The organism is Polynucleobacter sp. es-GGE-1 (assembly GCF_018882005.1).
Taxonomy (GTDB): domain Bacteria; phylum Pseudomonadota; class Gammaproteobacteria; order Burkholderiales; family Burkholderiaceae; genus Polynucleobacter.
Genome location: NZ_JACVPE010000006.1, coordinates 144,391 through 162,550, shown reverse-complemented (window position 1 = coordinate 162,550; position 18,160 = coordinate 144,391). Strand labels below are relative to the sequence as shown.

At 45.6% G+C, this 18,160-nt stretch carries 13 protein-coding genes; 3 read left to right on the top strand and 10 right to left on the bottom strand.

Going from position 1 to position 18,160, the window contains the following annotated elements; all coding sequences use genetic code 11:
* Positions 1 to 78 precede the first annotated feature (78 nt).
* The 7 genes from bchZ to ICN35_RS05680 form a co-directional block, all read right to left on the bottom strand.
* Positions 79 to 1,536, bottom strand: a complete 1,458-nt coding sequence (bchZ, locus tag ICN35_RS05710) for a chlorophyllide a reductase subunit Z (protein WP_216125074.1) — start codon at positions 1,534 to 1,536, stop codon at positions 79 to 81.
* Positions 1,536 to 3,074: a chlorophyllide a reductase subunit Y gene (gene bchY / locus ICN35_RS05705; protein ID WP_215295331.1), complete on the bottom strand. Its 1,539-nt coding sequence runs from the start codon at positions 3,072 to 3,074 to the stop codon at positions 1,536 to 1,538. The genes bchZ and bchY overlap by 1 nt, the downstream gene beginning before the upstream one ends.
* A 24-nt stretch (positions 3,075 to 3,098) precedes the next feature.
* The gene (locus tag ICN35_RS05700) at positions 3,099 to 4,106 is read right to left on the bottom strand and encodes a chlorophyllide a reductase iron protein subunit X (RefSeq protein ID WP_215295333.1); all 1,008 of its coding nucleotides are present in this window, start codon (positions 4,104 to 4,106) and stop codon (positions 3,099 to 3,101) included.
* On the bottom strand, positions 4,103 to 5,050 hold the full coding sequence (bchC, locus tag ICN35_RS05695) for a chlorophyll synthesis pathway protein BchC (protein ID WP_216125071.1): 948 nt from the start codon (positions 5,048 to 5,050) through the stop codon (positions 4,103 to 4,105). The genes ICN35_RS05700 and bchC overlap by 4 nt, the downstream gene beginning before the upstream one ends.
* A gap of 161 nt (positions 5,051 to 5,211) precedes the next feature.
* Positions 5,212 to 6,330, bottom strand: a complete 1,119-nt coding sequence (locus ICN35_RS05690) for a methyltransferase (protein ID WP_216125069.1) — start codon at positions 6,328 to 6,330, stop codon at positions 5,212 to 5,214.
* A 39-nt stretch (positions 6,331 to 6,369) separates the two neighbouring features.
* Complete coding sequence (locus ICN35_RS05685) at positions 6,370 to 7,272, bottom strand: polyprenyl synthetase family protein (protein ID WP_215318464.1); 903 nt, start codon at positions 7,270 to 7,272, stop codon at positions 6,370 to 6,372.
* Between the two features lie 57 nt (positions 7,273 to 7,329).
* Complete coding sequence (locus ICN35_RS05680; protein WP_216125067.1) at positions 7,330 to 11,148, bottom strand: magnesium chelatase subunit H; 3,819 nt, start codon at positions 11,146 to 11,148, stop codon at positions 7,330 to 7,332.
* Between the two features lie 264 nt (positions 11,149 to 11,412).
* Between ICN35_RS05680 and bchI the strand changes: the two genes are divergently transcribed.
* Both bchI and ICN35_RS05670 read left to right on the top strand, forming a co-directional pair.
* Complete coding sequence (gene bchI / locus ICN35_RS05675) at positions 11,413 to 12,459, top strand: magnesium chelatase ATPase subunit I (RefSeq protein ID WP_216125057.1); 1,047 nt, start codon at positions 11,413 to 11,415, stop codon at positions 12,457 to 12,459.
* Between the two features lie 27 nt (positions 12,460 to 12,486).
* On the top strand, positions 12,487 to 14,391 hold the full coding sequence (locus tag ICN35_RS05670; protein ID WP_216125055.1) for a magnesium chelatase subunit D: 1,905 nt from the start codon (positions 12,487 to 12,489) through the stop codon (positions 14,389 to 14,391).
* Here the strand turns inward: ICN35_RS05670 and bchO are convergent.
* Entirely contained in the window at positions 14,388 to 15,254 is an 867-nt protein-coding gene (bchO, locus tag ICN35_RS05665) for an alpha/beta fold hydrolase BchO (protein ID WP_216125047.1), read from the bottom strand. The two genes, ICN35_RS05670 and bchO, sit on opposite strands and share 4 nt — an antisense overlap.
* 3 nt (positions 15,255 to 15,257) lie before the next feature.
* The gene (locus tag ICN35_RS05660) at positions 15,258 to 16,184 is read right to left on the bottom strand and encodes an alpha/beta fold hydrolase (protein ID WP_216125044.1); all 927 of its coding nucleotides are present in this window, start codon (positions 16,182 to 16,184) and stop codon (positions 15,258 to 15,260) included.
* Positions 16,185 to 16,246: 62 nt separating this feature from the next.
* On the opposite strand from ICN35_RS05660, the gene ICN35_RS05655 reads away from it, so the two are divergent.
* The gene (locus ICN35_RS05655) at positions 16,247 to 17,230 is read left to right on the top strand and encodes a protochlorophyllide reductase (RefSeq protein ID WP_216125042.1); all 984 of its coding nucleotides are present in this window, start codon (positions 16,247 to 16,249) and stop codon (positions 17,228 to 17,230) included.
* Between the two features lie 9 nt (positions 17,231 to 17,239).
* On the opposite strand, the gene bchL is transcribed toward ICN35_RS05655, so the two are convergent.
* On the bottom strand, positions 17,240 to 18,145 hold the full coding sequence (gene bchL, locus ICN35_RS05650; protein ID WP_215295351.1) for a ferredoxin:protochlorophyllide reductase (ATP-dependent) iron-sulfur ATP-binding protein: 906 nt from the start codon (positions 18,143 to 18,145) through the stop codon (positions 17,240 to 17,242).
* Positions 18,146 to 18,160: the final 15 nt, after the last annotated feature.

Below are 18,160 nucleotides of genomic sequence, written 5' to 3'. Positions count from 1 at the left end.
CTGTAGCGTACGGCATGCCACATTCCGTTTTCAACAAATCAATTGATTTGTTGTAGTTAACTTTTGCCAATGAAGTCATCATGCTTCGACCTCTTCAATAATTTCTTTACAGGATGACTTCACTCTGGCAGCGGTGATTCTTTCTTCGCCAGCTTTTTCTGCTTCTTGCTCTACACGATCACGCATTTCTTTAGCAGCAGAAATCTGAACCAACACTTGCCTGGTTTTAATATAGTCAGCTACCAATTTCTGAGCATCTTGATCCCAAGGCAGAGCATTCGAACGATAAGTACGCGTTAGCGAAGCATCGACCTTATCCATATCGGTACCCAAGGGCAGGATATAAAAGAGCGCATCGAATAGTCCGTTACAAAATTCTTGAATGATGTAGGTTGCGCCGGCGTAGCCCATAAATGGAGTACCGGTATGGCGACGAATAATGGCGCCAGGGAATGATGAGGGAATATAAGAGGCTTTGCTGCCGTTTTCAGCCAAATACATTCTTTCGTTATAGCTACCAAACATGACTAGCGGTGGCTTTTCTTTGGTTAACTTACGTACGTCTTGATTATTGGTTTTCTCACCAGGCTTTCGTGGAACAGCAAAGCTGCAAGGTAGGCCCATCTCATCGGATAAGAAATGACGAATGCCTCTGGTGTAAGTTTCATTAGCGACTACTGCATAACTTGCAGTACTGAAAAAGTCTTGGGTTACCGAACGCCACAAGTCCCAGATCGGTTTAATGGTGGTATGTTTCTCGCGTTCAATAAATGGCTCTGGATCTACACCAAGCAATTCACCGAGTTTGCGCAAGAATTGAGTAGTGCTATGTAAACCCAGTGGTGCTTGCAAATAAGGGCGCTCCAAAGCTTCGCAAAGCATGCGTCCAAACTCACGGTACATGCAGATGTTCACATCGGCATTGACTAAGTTCTCAACTTCAGCCAAATGGGATCCCAATGGGAAGACCATATTAATTTCAGCACCAATACCTTCGACCAAACGACGGATTTCTGCTAAATCACTCGGCATATTAAAGGTGCCATAACAAGGTCCAATAATATTGACACGTGGCTTTTCACCTTCTGCTCTGGGTTTACGCTCTGGAATCTTACGAACGCCATACTCGCTCCATAACCAATACATGGCGCGATTAGCACATTGCCATTGATCTTCATCGATGGTTCTTGGTAAGAAACGAGCAATATTCATGCCTTCAGGAGTAACGCCACCGCCAATCATTTCTGCAATGGAACCTGTCACTACGACTGCTGGTAAGTCTGGGTCTAAGGTAGCATGCGCACGCTTCATGGCGCCTTCAGTACCTTCACGCCCTAACTGCTCTTCCTCTAAGCCAGTAACGACAATCGGTAACTCGTGAGGAGGTAATGCATCGGTGTAATGCAAAACAGAAGTTACCGGTAAGTTTTCGCAACCCACAGGACCGTCAATAACTACTTGCAGACCTTTGATAGCAGTAAATACGTATACTGCTCCCCAATATCCACCGGCGCGATCATGATCGATGACAAACATTACATCATCTCCTCAGCTTTACGCTTCTTGATTTTCTTCTCTAGTTTGCGACGCACTTCAGCTTTGAACTCTGGATGATCTTGAGGAACATTCTCCCAAACACCAGACTTAAATCCAGATCCAACATCACCAAAGAATGCTTTCATCTCATCAAAACGCGCTTGATTACCAATTGCGGCATTGATTACTTGCGCTAATGAACCTGCACCGGCAGGACCCATCAACGGTCTTGCTGAAATCAAATTCGTAAAATACAGAGAGGGGATTGATGCTTGCTTAGCAGCTTGCACTACTGGGGTAGTACCAATCGCCAAGTCTGGTTTGAATTCTTTCATTGCCGCCAAATCTTGCTCCAATGAAGCGCGGAATTGAACGTGCACCCCTTTGGCCTCCAACCATTCACGATCTTCATCGCTCCATGGCGTGCGAGGACAGGCAGAGCCAACATAACGAACATCGGCACCACTCTCAATCAGCAGACGGGCTACGATGAGCTCCGAACCTTCATAGCCACTTAAGGTAATACGGCCCTTAATTGGTGCCGCAGCAAGCACGCCTTTAATGGCTGGAAGAATCTTGTTTTGTGCAGCAGCGATCAGATCCTGCGGAGTATTGGTTGATTTACCAATGGCCTCTAACCAACGCGCTGTACCTTCATAACCTACTGGAGCTGAGCCAACAATGGAACGTCCTGCTGCTTCAAACTCACGAATACAAGAGGTATAAAACGGATGTAGTGCAGCAACGGTTACACAATCGAGCGCTTGATACATTTCACGCCATTCACGAGTAGGCACTGAAGCACCAACTGCCAAGCCCATTGGCTCAATCATCATACCGATGCCAACAGGATCTGCTGGGAAAATTTCACCTAATAGAGTAATCGTTGGCTTGCTTGAGCGACCAGCACGAGGCGCTTGCACTGGACCCGACATGGCTTCATTGCGAGCGTAATTGAGCATTGCACCGGCTAGAACATCTTTTGCTTCAGCATGGGTTGGCACACCAAAGCCTGGCACATCAATCCCAATAATCCTGACACCATTAATTTCTTTTGGCAGCAACTGAAGTGGAACACCACTGGCTGTTGGTACGCATAAATTAATAATGACGATCGCGTCATATTTTTCTGGATCCGCTTCTTGGTAGACAGAGTCACGAATATCTTCAAACAACTTACCAGTCACGAGGGTCTCTGAATTAAACGGCACATAACCCACGCTACGACGGGCGCCATAAAAATGAGAAGTGAAAGTTAAACCATAAACACAGCAGGCAGAACCAGAAAGAATCGTGGCAGTTCTACGCATCCGCAAACCTACGCGCAATGCTCCAAATGCAGGGCACATACTTTGTGGTTGGTCATGCGGGCCCTTAGGATAGTCTTTGGCATATTGCTGCAAAGTCTCCGACTTACCCGCTGCTTTAGCAGCAGCGAGCATCTCTGCTTCACCGGAGTGACAGCCCAGACCATCACCTAAAGTAGGATCGGTCTTTAACTTTTCCTCGGGAGTAATCGGAATGATCGTTTTAGTCATAGCAGCAGATTGCTCTCTATCTCTTTAAGCTTGATCGTAAATAACCTCGAGTGTTTTCTTAACGACTTCGTCTTTACCCATCATGTCCTTAACGGTAGCGGGCTTCAAAACAATGTCGCGACCAGTCACTTCTGAAGAGAACAAGCCTAGTAACTCATCTTGACTTAATGGTTTAGGACGAACTGGCGGAGCTTCTGAAACATTGGTAGCCAGCTCTTCGAATAGTGGGGCCCACTGCGTGCCAGGCTGACCAATAATTTCATAGCTAGCACTCTTGCGACGAATATCTTCGTTCGCAGGAATAGCTGCTAGTACTGGAATACCAGCCTTTTCAGCAAACGCTTGAGCTTCACCGGTGAGGTCATCTTTATTGATCACCATACCTGCTACGCCCACGTTACCACCTAATTTACGGAAGTACTCCACCGCTGAACAAACGTTGTTAGCAACATAGAGAGATTGCAAATCGTTACTAGCAACCACAATGACCTTTTGGCACATATCACGTGCGATTGGCAAACCGAAGCCGCCGCAAACCACGTCACCCAAGAAATCAAGGAGCACATAGTCAAAGCCCCAATCATGAAAGCCCAATTTTTCTAAAGTTTCAAAGCCATGAATAATGCCGCGACCACCGCAGCCACGACCTACTTCTGGACCACCGAGCTCCATCGCAAATACACCATCACGAATAAAGCAAACATCGCCAATCGATACTGACTCACCAGCTAATTTTTTCTTCGATGAGGTTTCAATAATGGTTGGGCAAGCTTTGCCGCCAAATAGGAGAGAAGTAGTATCGCTTTTAGGGTCGCAACCAATCAACAACACTTTCTTGCCTTGCTGAGCCATCATGTAAGACAGATTCGCAAGCGTAAAGCTCTTACCGATTCCGCCCTTGCCATAAATAGCAATGATTTGGGTTTCTTTGGTCACTGGACCTGTGGAAACTGGATCGGGCTCAATTGCAGCCTCTTTCTTGAGGTCCATGAATTGCACTGTTGCTGTTGCTGGGATGCTTGATGAACTCATTGTAGATTTCTCCAATCTAGAACCATTTTTAAACAATCGATATTGTTGAAAGCCGTATGATAGGCCTCATTTGCATCATTAGGTGAAGAGCGATGCGTAATCAAGCCATCTAAACTTAACTTGCCCGACTCCACCAAATCTTTAATTGCAACTAAATCTCCAGGCGCCCACTGTGCTGCAATACGAATACGCGCTTCCCGCATAAATGCTTGCGGAAACGAAAAAGAAATCGTGTCATAAAATCCTGCCAAAACAATTTCACCGCCAGGAGTAAGGCAGCTGATCAATGTATCCACTAATTTCGCATCGCCACTCACATCGACAATCGTTTTGTACTTCTTAATCTGGTCGTCTTTAGGATCTATGGCGTCATAACCTACGGCGCCTTCTCGGCGCCCTGCATTGGTCTCCCAAACTACTGGGCGCTTGCCTTTAGCAACTGCAATCCTCGCAATCAAACGACCTAATACGCCATGTCCAACAATTAAATCTGGTTGCTCCTGACCAGGACCAGAGGTCACGTGATAACCAGTCGCAGCCAAAGCAAAGAGGATTGCCTCTTCGCCTAAATGATCTTGAATCGCAATCACGCGATTACTATCAACAATCACTCGTGAAGCTGCGCCACCGAACAGGCCTCGAATTTCTCCATAGCATTTAGCTCCTGGAACAAATACTCTTTGTCCCACCTTCAGATTCGAGTCAGTACCTGCTTTGACTACCCTACCTACAGACTCATAACCGGGCACGAGCGGATAACCCATGCCAGGAAAGTTGGGCATTTTTCCGGTCCACAATAATTTTTCTGTACCAGTACTAATGCCGCTCCACTCCATATCTACCAAGACATCGATGGGGGTCATGGGCGTTAATTCAAGATCAGCAAGAATGACACTTTCTGGCTTTTCTAGAACAATTGCCCTGGTTTGATACTTATCGGTCATGTCTCTTGGGTCATTCAATTTTTGATTAAATGTGTAAAAAAATATTTACACTTTAGTTTTTAATCCTTAATTGCCCACTTGTCATCTAGGGGTTTTCTCTACTAAATTGAGTATTTAGAGAGACTTCTATGGATATGTTTTTGAGGTGCGTCTTACGTACCCTAAAGAGCAGGTTTACTGCACTGCAATATTTGTGCATTTAAGGGCATATAGGAATTTAATAATTGAATACCAGTAAAACCTGCATCGCCCAGTAAGCGTCTTATTTCAATTTCAGTTCTCGGTCTGCCCCTACCCATTGCCAACAAATAAAAACCAAAATAGGCGTGACCCATTGCCTCAAAACCTTTGGTCTCAGCCATTGGCTCTGCTAGCAATAAAGTGCCGCCAGGATTAAGGGCATCAAATACATTGGCTAGTAACTGCCTTACGCGAGCATCATCATGATCAAAAATAACCCGCACCAGGGTGGCAAGATCGCACCCTCTTGGCAAGGGATCTTGAAAAAAGTTACCGCCAATCGCTTGCGCGCGCCCAGAAAGTCCAATGTCTTTGAAGTGAGCATTGGAGAGCTCTGCTACTCCAGGGATGTCAAATAATTTGAACTGCAAATGAGGGTAACGCGCGGCCAACCTTTTAATAAAGGCGCCCTGCCCACCACCAATATCAAGAACCGTTTGATGCTTACCCATAGAATAGGCATCGATAATTTCATCCGTTACCAGTGATTGCGTATGCGCCATCAATTTGGAGTAAGCGGCAACCTTTTCAGCAGACAAGTTTTCTGGTGCAGCACCCTTTTCAGAAGTGATATAGGGCCAGTATTCGTTGAGCGAAGCAGAACTGGTATCGCCCTGCAAGAGCGCGATTGGGTCAGCGAGATCACGATAAAAATCGGCATGGTGTTTAACCATATCCAAAATAGCAATATTTCCAACCAATGGGGCGCTCTTCATGCTGAGGGCATAACGATCTTCGCTACGTTTTACAAGCAACTCAATAGCAACAGCTGCATCCAATAAGCGCCTCAGGCCAGCAGGTTTTAATGGGATTTGTTGTTGCAGTTCATCAAAACTGAGAGCGCCCTTCGCCAAAATATCAAACAGGTTGATTTGAGTGCAGGCTAATAGGACTTGGGTATAAACAAACCCAGCCATTAAATCAAAAATATCGGATGCTTGTTTTTTGACTAACCAGCGAGTAAGGGGGAAGCGTGTAGCCCAGCGCTGAAAGCTGGGTGAAGCAATGAGTCGATTTCGCCAATCGAAGAAAATTTCCATGAATGGCAATTCAGAAATTAATTAAGAGTGGTAATGGGATTAAGAATGACTGGTTTGACGAAATAAAATTTTTCTTTTTGCATCTTTAAACCAATCAGAAGGCACAAGACGTTCAGATTCTTGAGTAACAAGAGCACGTAACATCTTCTCACCTTTGCAATGTGGTATAGAGGCAATAGCCTTCCTTACTAATTCATCAAAGCGTTGCACGGCACCACTAAGACCCAAATCCCTAGCAGAGCTCGGACGATCATGAGCTATATCCTGGCCAGCAGGCTTTCCTAATTCTGCTTGATCAGCTACGACATCACGTATGTCATCTGCTACTTGATAAGCCTCACCGAGCCATTCACCAAGTGGCCTCCAGGTGGCAGCATCAGCACCGGCTGCTTGTGCACCAGCAGCAGTTGCTGCCTCGAACAAAGAGCCTGTTTTAGCACGTTGATAGTCGCTCAAATCGACTTTTGGCTCACACTCCCACGCTTGACCTGCAACAATTCCATGGGGTGAACCGACACTCATCGCAATCGTATTCATGAGAGGGCCCAAGCGGAAGATAGAGCGTGTACCAGAACTAGCTAAGCACTGAAATGCCAACACAATGAGTGCATCTCCAGCGAGTACTGCAATACGCTCGCCATAGGCAGCGTGCACAGAGGGTCTGCCACGTCGTAACTCTGCATCGTCAAAGCAAGGTAAATCATCATGCACTAAAGATGCACAATGCAATAATTCAATGGCACTAGCAGCCGCATTTGATAAAGCAGGATCATCATCACCACACGCTGCAGCAACAGCTAAACATAATTGCGGACGAATTCTGGCTCCGCCTGGAAACACTGAGTAATGCATTGCCTCTTGCAAGAGCTGTGGCCCCTGTTTGGATTGAGCCAAATGCATCGCATCCTCAAGACTTTGATTAATTCGCTCTAATATGCTCATATTAAATTTTGTATTCAAGTATTGTGTTTAAGAAAGAGTTTTAGCCACTGAAAATCATTAAGCCGCTAAAGAGTTATTGTCGTAAATGCCCTCTAAGCGATCCTCTAGCTCGTCATTAGCCTCTTGCATCGCTTTGAGCATTTCTGGCTCAGGCTGCCAGTAATTTCTTTGCGACGCTTCAGTCAAACGATTCGCTAAACGAGCAGCAGCAGTAGGATTTAGTTTTGCTAAACGCTCACGCATTTCAGGGTTCAGCATAAAAGTCTCTGTTAACTGCTTATAGACCCAAGGCTGCACTTGACCCGTAGTCGCAGACCAGCCCATGGTGTTGGTGATATGCACCTCAATTTGTCGCACACCCTCATAACCACTTTCCAACATGCCTTCGTACCATTTTGGATTGAGCATCCGAGTACGAGTTTCTAGAGAAACTTGTTCAGAGAGTGTTCTGACTGCACCCTCACCTTTTGTCTGATCACCAATAAAGACTGGGACGTCGGCACCACCCTTGGCACGCTTCACTGCTCTCGTAATTCCGCCCAAGGTATCAAAGTAGTTATCAATTGTTGTTACACCTAACTCCATCGAGTCAAGATTTTGATAAGTCATTTGCACATCGGATAAAACGCTCTTTAACAAAGCGTTATTTTGAATCGGTACACCAGCGCGTCCGAAAGCAAAACCTTTTCTACGGGTGTAGGTTTCAGCTAATTCATCTTCCTCTTCCCACACGCTGTTTTCAACCATATTGCTAACGTTAGAACCATAAGCGCCATCGGCGTTTCCATAAACACGCAATGAAGCTGTTTCTAAATCACAACCATGTTCTTTTTGGTAAGCCAAAGCATGCCTACGAATAAAGTTTTGTTCCAGCGGCTCATCTTCCGCAGAAGCTGCCATAAATGCTGCCTCAGCTAGCAACTTAATTTGCAAAGGTAGTAAATCGCGGAATATGCCAGACAAGGTAATGACTACGTCAACCCTTGGACGACCCAGCTCACTTAAAGGAATTAATTGTGCGCCTGCTAGACGACCATAACTATCGAAGCGTGGTTTTGCGCCCATCAATGCAAGCGCTTGACCAATTTGACCGCCTTCAGATTTCAAGTTATCACTGCCCCACAAAACCATCGCAATCGATTCTGGAAGTGAGTTGCCATCTTCTTGGTATTTATCCAAAATGCGCTGAGCCTGTTTAGCCCCATCTTTCACGGCAAATACGCTGGGAATACGGAATGGATCAAAGCCATGTAGGTTGCGACCCGTTGGCAATACTTCAGGATTGCGCATCACATCGCCACCAGCTGCTGGGCGAATAAAGCGTCCATCTAACGCATCTAACATACCAGCCACTTCAGTCTCTGCAGACATCAACTCATTGGACTGCACCATCTTGCCAAACAAATCTTCTAATATCTCGCGAGTACCAAGCTCTAATAGCTTAGGATGAGCATCAATCACTTTGTCAAACTTCTCACCATTCGTCAGGGCTTCTACCACCGCATCTTCAACTGGATGATCCAGAGCTACATCAGCCATCGCTTTTAATAATCCAAAGCGCTCAGCTAAAGGTGGCACAGCACCAACCACATGCAAGCCATGAGGAATTAAGGTGTACTCGAGCTCGAGTAATTCATTAAAGAGATTACTGACGATATTTTGCAAACCATCTAGATCTGTTTTATCCCAGACAGGCTCGGCTTTGCATAGATCAATCTCTGCTGCTTGGGCCTGAATCAGATCTCCCAAATCTATCCGCTCCTGATTTGCATCAACATCTAAAGATCTAAAGCGCTCAATCGATGCTTTGAGATCAGCCAAGCCGGCATATAAACCGGCTTGCGTTACTGGCGGAGTAAGGTAACTAATCAGGGTTGCACCAGAGCGGCGTTTAGCAATCGCGCCCTCAGAAGGATTGTTCGATGCATACAAATAAATATTAGGCAGATCATTGATTAAACGGTCTGGCCAACATGCGCCACTCATGCCAGTTTGCTTACCAGGCATGAACTCTAATGCGCCATGCGTACCAAAGTGAATGACTGCTGTAGCAGCAAAGTCTTCCCGCAAGTAACGATAGTAAGCAGAGAATGCATGGGTTGGCGCAAAACCACGTTCAAATAGCAAGCGCATCGGATCACCTTCATAACCAAACGAAGGTTGTACTGAAATCAGTACATTGCCAAACTGCTTACCAAGGACAAAGATGGAGCTTCCGTTAGAGAGTTGCTTACCTGGAGCTGGACCCCATTGCGCTTCAATTTCTTTTAACCAAGGTTCACGCCGAACATGATCATCTACAGGAATTAAGGTGTGCACGTTTGCATCTGCGCCATACTGCTGGGCATTACCTTTTAAGATTGAATCACGCAACTCATCTACGGACTTGGGAACGTCAACGGTGTAGCCACGCTCCTTCATGCCAATTAATAAATTTTGGACCGATTGGAAGACGCTCAAGTAAGCAGCGCTACCAATATTGCCGGCATTCGGTGGGAAATTGAACAATACAATGCCAACCTTACGTTGCGCACGCTCCGAACGACGCAAGTCAACTAACTTTCCAACCCGTGCGGCCAGCATTCCAACACGCTCGGTGCAGGTAAACATATCCTGTGGATTATGGTCATCTGTAAATGAACACTGCTTATGGCAACCTGTACAGGTGGTACCAGATGCACCGGGTCGCCCACCATACACCATCGGAATGGTTGAGCCATCTAGTTCAGGGATCGCAACCATGATGGTGCTCTCTACAGGGAGCAAACCACGCTCAGAACCTCCCCACTGCTCAAGATTTTGAAACTCAACAGGGTGAGCCGCAATATAAGGAATATCTAATTTAGCCAACACCTCTTCAGCCGCATGAGCGTCGTTATAGGCTGGTCCACCCACCAAAGAGAAGCCTGTTAGAGAAACCATGACATCAATCGTTGGCTTGCCCTCTTTTGTAAAGTAATCATCAATAGCTGGGCGAGCATCTAAACCGGCCGCAAAAGCAGGCACTACTTGTAAACCTTGCGCTTCTAATGCGGCAATGACCGGATCATAGTGACCACTGTTACCAGAGACCAAGTAAGAACGCAGAACCAAAAGTCCGACTCTTCCGCGCGCTTTTGCATCTGGCACTACCTTAGGCAAATCACTTAAATTACTACTCAAGCGATTTTTCATGCGTGGGTGATACACCCCAGAATCTGGATATTCGACTGGATCAAGGGCCTTCGCATTTTTACGCAAGACCTCACGTGAACCAGCTGCATAACGATTAATCAGATTAACCATCATGTTGTACATGTTCTCTTGAGAACCACCCAGCCAATACTGCAATGACAAGAAATAAGCCCTGAGGTCTTGAGCAGTTCCAGGCACAAAGCGCAGCATTTGCGGAATCACACGCAACATCTTCATTTGCTTTGCGCCAGCAGTCGAACTCTTGCTATTGCCATCTTTGTCTTTTGCGCTTGGACGGAGCTTTTTCAGCATGGCCATCAAGCCACTGGCTGGTTGACTCATATCGAGCTTGCCAATTTTCGTTAACTTAGTAACGTCTCCTGCAGACATGGCACAAACCATGGCATCACAATGGTCTCGCCTTGCTTTAAGATCTTCCAAAATTGGTAAATAGTGATCCTCTAGGAACAACATGGTGGCAATCACGATGTCGCCACTAGCAATGTCGTCCTTACAGTGTTGTAAATGCTCTGGATTACCGGCAAATTCACTGGCTGAATGGATGCTCAGCGTTGCTCCCGGAATAGTCTTCTTGAGATCCTCATAGGCACGGTTTGCAGCGCTATTTAAATGAGTATCCATCGTCACAAGCACTAACTTAATAGGCTCATGCATATTGGAAGATTTTGTTTTGGTAAGCATTCAATAAGTGTTATTAAAAAGATTAAATTTAAAAAAATTTACTTTTTAGTTTTTACTTTCTATCTCTGATTGATTCTTGAAGAATCCTACAATACTGTCAACCAAATTAGACACCTATTTCGCCTCAAAACTATCCTTTAAGGGTATCTCCTAATAAAAACTCAATACCAGTATATTTAAAGAATTGAGCACTCATCAATTGATTTGCTGCTATGCAATAAATCAATTCATTAGGCTCGTATTAAACAATTTCAAGGAATCTGAATGGCACGTAATTACCCTTTCTCTGCAATTGTTGGGCAAGAGGATATGAAGCTGGCAATCTTGATTGCGGCACTCGATTCCAGTGTTGGGGGAGTATTAGTGATGGGCGACCGTGGTACAGGAAAATCCACGGCAGTTCGTGCACTTGCAGCATTGCTTCCGGAGATGAGCTCAGTTCAAGATTGTGTATATGCCTGTGATCCGAATGCTGCACCAGGAACTTGTCCTGTATGCGATGAATTAAGAGCCAAGCTCAAGGTTGGTGGAAAACTCAAAGCCATTAAGAAAGCAGTGCCAGTAGTGGACTTGCCATTGGGCGCTACGGAAGATCGGGTTATTGGCGCATTAGATATCGAAAAAGCACTGAGCTCCGGAGAAAAAGCATATGAACCCGGCCTTCTTGCTAAAGCACATCGAGGCTTCCTGTATATAGACGAAGTGAATCTTTTAGAAGACCACTTAGTCGACTTATTAATCGACGTTGCTGCTTCTGGAGCCAACGTGGTCGAAAGAGAGGGTCTCAGTATTCGTCACCCTGCAAAATTTGTTCTAGTCGGCAGTGGTAACCCAGAGGAAGGTGAATTACGTCCACAACTACTCGATCGCTTTGGTCTTGCTGTTGAAGTGAAGACTCCTCAAGAATCAAAGTCTCGAGTAGAAATTATCAAACGACGCGATGAGTTTGAGCGCAATCAAGCGAAGTTCATGGAGACTTGGGAAAAAGAAGATGACATCATTCGACAGCAAATTCAAGCTGGGAAAAAGAAATTGCCTTCAGTCAAAGTGGATGATGCGATGCTCGAAAAAGTAACCCAGCTTTGCAGTCACCTAGGAACTGATGGTCTACGTGGGGAGTTAACCCTGCTGCGCGCAACTCGAGCTTATGCCGCACTCTGCGGAAAAAATCAGGTAACGATCGAGCATCTGAAAAAGATAGCAGTACCCGCCTTACAGCATCGACTCAGACGCAATCCTTTGGATGACTCTAGCTCTGCCGTTCGAGTCAAAAGAGCTTTAGAAGAATTGTTTCCTGAAAAAAGTAAGTAAAAATACTCAATCAGCAAATACTGTCTTTTGGAAAATCTAGCACAAACGCAAGAGATTAGTAAGAGCACCAAACTCGAAACTTGGTTGCGGGCGCTCCAGGTTGCCCAACTCTTAGCTATTCATCCGCATGGTTTGGGTGGCGTAATTTTGCGTGCACGCTCAGGACCAGTCAGAGATCGTTGGCTAAGCTATCTCAATACCGTCGCTCAATTGGGAGGTATGCGCCTGCCTTTACGCAAAATGCCTCTTGGCATCTCAGATGAAAATCTGATTGGTGGTATCGATCTCGATCAAACACTACGCACAGGCAAAGCCGTTCTCAGGCAGGGACTCCTCGCGCAATGCGATCAACAGTTATTACTCATGCCAATGGCAGAGAGGGTTGAAGTAGGCGCTGTAGCGAAAGTGGTAAGTGCTTTGGATAATGGATTTATTGCAATTGAGCGTGATGGTCAAAGCCGCAGAATTGAAAGTCAATTTGGAGTTGTGGCTTTGGATGAGGGTATCGAAGATGACGAACAACCCAATGAAAAAATTCGGCAGAGAACCGCATTTCTGTTGAACCTCGATATTCTCGGCTGGAGAGATCTACCAGAAACTGATGATGATTTTCTGCCTGATGCCCAAACACTTCAATATGCACGTGAAAACTTCTCTGCAGTCACTGTGAGTGAAGATAGTCTCAATGCATTAGTTGGTGTTGCTGAACAGTTGGGGGTGATATCGATACGTGCCCTTAATCTGGCTATGAATACTGCGAAGTGTTTAGCAGCTTTTGATAGAGAAGATGAAGTGACTAGCATGCATTTGCAACAAGCGATTGCATTAGTTTTATCCCCACGCGCTACGAGACTGCCGCAAAGTGCTCCGCCCGAAGAGGAAGAGATTCCACCTGAACCAGAGTCAGATGAACAACCTGAAAGTGAGCAAGATCCCTTAGATCAAGAGCCGCCGCCTCCACCCGATCCGAGTGAAGACCAGGACAGGAATGAAGATGAGGGGGAGGAACAGGAAAATAATGCAGAAAATCCACAAGCGCTTGAAGATGAAATTTTAGAAGCCGCTCAAGCAGCAATCCCTGCAGACCTCTTGGCGCGCTTGGCAGATTTAGCTGACTTAAAAACACCTAAAGGTATGGGTGGCAAAACTGGCGCTATCAAAGTCGGCCGCATACGTGGTCGTCCACTCGGAAATATACCCGGCATGCCCGAGGGTGGCAAAACTCTGAGCATCATTGATACGCTGCATGCTGCTGTTCCTTGGCAAGCTGTACGCAGAGCAGAAATGAAGGCAGCTGGCAAAACAATCCCTCTTGGGAAAATTTTGATTCGCAAAGAAGATTTTCGGATTAAGCGCTATCAAGAGCGCACTCAAACCTTAACGATGTTTATCGTAGATGCATCTGGCTCCTCCGCGATGCATCGCCTTGCAGAAGCGAAGGGTGCAGTGGAATTGCTATTAGCCGAATGCTACGTAAGACGAGATCAGGTAGCAGTGATGTCATTTAGAGGTAGTGCTGCCGAACTCGTCCTCGCCCCTACGCGTTCATTAGTCAAGGCTAAACGAGCCCTCAGTGGTCTGCCTGGCGGTGGCGGGACCCCCTTATCACGTGCGATTGATGAATCTTTTGAAGTTGCTAGCGCATCGATGCGAAAAGGACTTACCCCCGCCTTAGTCTTCTTAACGGATGGCCGAGCCAATATTGCTAAAGATGGCTCTCCTGGAAGACCAAAGGCAATGGAAGATGCGCAGCAGTCAGCACGTGCTGCATCTCATTACTCTTTTAAGTCCTTATGGATTGATACTTCACCGCAAGCTCGAGACGAAGGTAAAGCCATGGCTGCAATGCTGGGGTCTATGTACTTGCCACTACCGAATGCAGGCGCTAATGAGGTTTCACAAGCGATCATGCAAGGCCTGAAAAAGGCTTAATCGCCAGACTCAGTCTTCAAGCCTTCGAGAATCAGTTGTGCCACTTTGTTCGGCTCCAGCTCATGCATGATGTGACCACCTTCCCATTTCACAATCTCTGCAGCAGGAAAATAATCCAGAATAATCTTTTCTAAAGGTTTTACTGGAATCCACGCATCCTGATTACCTAAGACGCAAATTAATTTACCGCGATATAAATTTGCTTCAACTAAAACTTTGTGAATATCTGCTGCTGCCATGAAATTCATGGAGCCGCGTACATGTTCTGAACGCTCAAAGAGTTTACGGTAATAAACTCTGCGAGTCTCCGGCAAAATCGTATTCGTTGAGTCTAGCAGCTTATCGACCATTCCTAAACTAGGTGAAAGTGAAGCAAGCAAGCTAGAAAGCGTTGAGGATCGGGTAATGGGACCTAAGAGTGGTCCAAAGAAACTAGTGTACACAGTTGGCGGCGGTATAAAAGAGGGATTCAAAGCAATCACTAGCTTAGGTGGCTTTGATGAACCTACGGCAAAACGCAATGCTAAAGGTGCGCCAGCAGAATGCCCGACTACGATCGAGGGTGCTTCAATCCCTAATTGCTCAATGAGTAGCTGTAAAGAGTTTGCTATTTCATCAAGTGTTAAGTCTTCTAATTTTGCGCCTAAGGTAAAAGCATGTCCTGGTAAATCCGGCACTAAGACTTGTGCATCGGCTTCTAACAGAGGAATCAGATCAGACCAAGAATGGGTTGAGCTACCAGTACCATGCAATAACAAAACAACAGGGCCCTTACCAGTGAGTTGCACATGCCAATCTAAACCTCCAACAGAGACGGTACTACTATGTTGTCGATTGGGCCAATCTGAGGGTATTCGTTTCATTGCTTATAAGAACTCTTTGAGTGCCTGAAGTCCAATTGTAGGTTGCTCTTCTTGTGGCAAGTGGCCAATATTAGGCAAGGATACTCTCTTCACATTAGGCATTACCTTCAAGTAATCGTTTGAATTTGCAATCGGGATAAAAGCATCTTGCTCACCCCAGATCAATAAAGTTGGTGCTTTGATATTGGTCAAAGAGGGCACTGGATCTTGTAAGACAGTTTGCTGCATACGAGCCAAAATGGCACCTCTTACCCCAGGGGCTAACATCAGGTCGTAGTAACGATTTACTAAAGCATCATTTAATGTTTTTGGATTCGCGTAAGCTGGTTCAAGGTTCATTGCTAAAAAAGTTTTAGAAAAGAAATAGCAATAGAGCTGAGCAATTGCAGGGACTTCAGTCTTTTTGCCGTACTCAATTCCTAGGCTAGCATACCCATCCGGTGAGATGAGCACCAACTTCGCAACCTGATCCGGATACCGCGCGGCAAATTGCCAAGCAAACTTGCCGCCCATCGAATTGCCTACCAACACCACCTTTGGAATTTGTAGCGCTTTCATGAAAGCCTCAAGCACCTCTACACTTCTCTCATCGGTATAGACGCCACTTGGATCTTCTCCGGTAAGACCAAATCCTGGCAAGTCTACAGAAATCACACGGTAGTCCTGACTTAAAGCTTCTGACCAAGCATCCCAAGTCTGCAAACTTGCACCAAAGCCATGCAAAAATAGAATGGGTATCGGGTTTTTGGAAGGGCCAGTATCTTGATAATGAATGTTGACTCCCAATGCACTGACATATGCATTTTTAGGAGAGCCATACATTTTTTCTAACTCTGTTTTAGACTTATCGGGAGCCCATAAATAGAGGGCTGCAAAAAAGATGAAGGTTGTTAATACCAGAGCAATGATCTTGAACGCTTTGAGGAGCATCGATTTCTAGCCTTAAAATAACAATGATGAATTTCTACCAAAACTAAGACTGTAATAGAAAAATGCCTGCCAATACTACTCAACCCCTTGCCATTATTACTGGAGCCTCATCTGGAGTTGGCTTATATGCCGCCAAAGCTCTGCTGGCTCGTCATTGGCGACTGATACTGGCAGTCCGAGACCCTCAAAAAATGGAGTTAACCGCCAAGGCACATCAATTTGATCCAAGCCAATATGAAATCTGGCAACTAGACCTTGGAAATCTCGATAGCGTTAAAGCATTTGTCCAACGCTTTAATGAAAGCGGTCAAAAGCTTAACGCTTTGCTCTGTAATGCGGCGACTTATTTACCACTCTTAAAAGAACCTGCCCGCTCTCCTCAAGGATTTGAAATTAGCGTAGCAACGAATTATTTTGGGCACTACGTTCTGAGCAGAATGCTGCTGGACAAGTTAATCCAAACTGCCAAACAATATGAGCATGCACGTCTGATTACCTTAGGCACTGTGACCGCCAACTCAGAAGAATTCGGCGGCAAAGTACCTATTCCTGCCCCCGCAGATATTGGTGCTTTAGAAGGTCTCATGTCTGGCTTTAAAGCACCGATTGCCATGATCAATGGAAAACCCTTTAAACCTGGCAAGGCATACAAAGATAGCAAGCTATGCAATATGGTCATGAATCGAGAGCTACAAAAAAGATATCACGCTAGTACTGGCGTGATCTTTAATACCCTATATCCTGGATGTGTAGCTGAGACGGCGCTCTTTAGAGACACTCCGCCACTCTTTCAAAAAATATTTCCCTGGTTTCAGAAAAACATTACCAAGGGTTATGTGAGCCAAGAGCTTGCTGGAGAACGTGTTGCTCAAGTGGTTGCAGATCCACGCTTTACCCAATCAGGCGTTCATTGGAGTTGGGGCAATCGCAACTCAGCTATTAGAGAGCCTTTCGCCCAAGAGCTTTCTATGAAAGCCAAGAGCGAAAAATTAAGCAAAGATCTCTGGGAAATTACAGCCAAGCTCGTTGGCATGCCCAGTAATTAACTAAGCAGATTAATCAAAGCCAAGTAAATCAAATATATCTCTGTCCTTCATTGGTATTGAAGGCAAGGGATCTGCTCCGGCCCAAAGTGCTGCAGCTAAACGCATGTACTCTTGCTGGACTTTTTCAAGCTCAGGAGAGTACTCCATCTCAAATAAAGTTGACTTTTTAAGACGACTACGACGAATCACATCCAAGTCAGGGAAGTGAGCCATCGTTTTTAATCCAACCTGTTCATTGAATTTGTCGATTTGATCGGTATCCTTACTGCGATTCGCAATCACACCACCTAAGCGAACGTTATAGTTTTTCGCTTTTGCACCAATAGCTTGAATAATGCGATTCATCGCAAAAATAGAATCAAAGTCATTGGCAGTCACGATGAGCGCGCGATCAGCATGCTGCAGTGGCGCAGCAAAGCCACCACAAACTACGTCGCCCAAGACGTCAAAAATCACGACATCGGTATCGTCCAGTAAATGATGTTCCTTCAGAAGTTTCACAGTTTGCCCAACCACATAGCCTCCACAACCTGTTCCTGCTGGAGGTCCGCCTGCTTCTACACACATCACGCCGTTATAACCTTCATACACAAAATCTTCGATGCGTAACTCTTCGGAATGAAAATCCACTTTCTCCAGCACATCAATTACCGTAGGCATCAGCTTTTTGGTGAGGGTAAATGTTGAATCATGTTTAGGATCGCATCCAATTTGGATGACGCGTTTTCCTAATTTAGAGAAAGCAACCGATAAGTTAGATGAGGTAGTGCTCTTACCAATCCCACCCTTACCGTAAATCGCAAAGACCTTCGCTTTACCAATTTTCAAATTGGGATCTAGCTGAACTTGAAGGCTTCCTTCACCATCAGGTGGTGGACTGCGAAAATCTGAAACGGGTATGTTAATTGCTTTCATTTTGGATTGCTTTCA

Bases quoted from the DNA above. Each gene is read 5' to 3' on its own strand.
- bchZ (WP_216125074.1), bottom strand. From the start codon at position 1,536: ATGTTTGTCATCGATCATGATCGCGCCGGTGGATATTGGGGAGCAGTA.
- bchY (WP_215295331.1), bottom strand. From the start codon at position 3,074: ATGACTAAAACGATCATTCCGATTACTCCCGAGGAAAAGTTAAAGACC.
- ICN35_RS05700 (WP_215295333.1), bottom strand. From the start codon at position 4,106: ATGAGTTCATCAAGCATCCCAGCAACAGCAACAGTGCAATTCATGGAC.
- bchC (WP_216125071.1), bottom strand. From the start codon at position 5,050: ATGACCGATAAGTATCAAACCAGGGCAATTGTTCTAGAAAAGCCAGAA.
- ICN35_RS05690 (WP_216125069.1), bottom strand. From the start codon at position 6,330: ATGGAAATTTTCTTCGATTGGCGAAATCGACTCATTGCTTCACCCAGC.
- ICN35_RS05685 (WP_215318464.1), bottom strand. From the start codon at position 7,272: ATGAGCATATTAGAGCGAATTAATCAAAGTCTTGAGGATGCGATGCAT.
- ICN35_RS05680 (WP_216125067.1), bottom strand. From the start codon at position 11,148: ATGCTTACCAAAACAAAATCTTCCAATATGCATGAGCCTATTAAGTTA.
- bchI (WP_216125057.1), top strand. From the start codon at position 11,413: ATGGCACGTAATTACCCTTTCTCTGCAATTGTTGGGCAAGAGGATATG.
- bchO (WP_216125047.1), bottom strand. From the start codon at position 15,254: ATGAAACGAATACCCTCAGATTGGCCCAATCGACAACATAGTAGTACC.
- ICN35_RS05660 (WP_216125044.1), bottom strand. From the start codon at position 16,184: ATGCTCCTCAAAGCGTTCAAGATCATTGCTCTGGTATTAACAACCTTC.
- ICN35_RS05655 (WP_216125042.1), top strand. From the start codon at position 16,247: ATGCCTGCCAATACTACTCAACCCCTTGCCATTATTACTGGAGCCTCA.
- bchL (WP_215295351.1), bottom strand. From the start codon at position 18,145: ATGAAAGCAATTAACATACCCGTTTCAGATTTTCGCAGTCCACCACCT.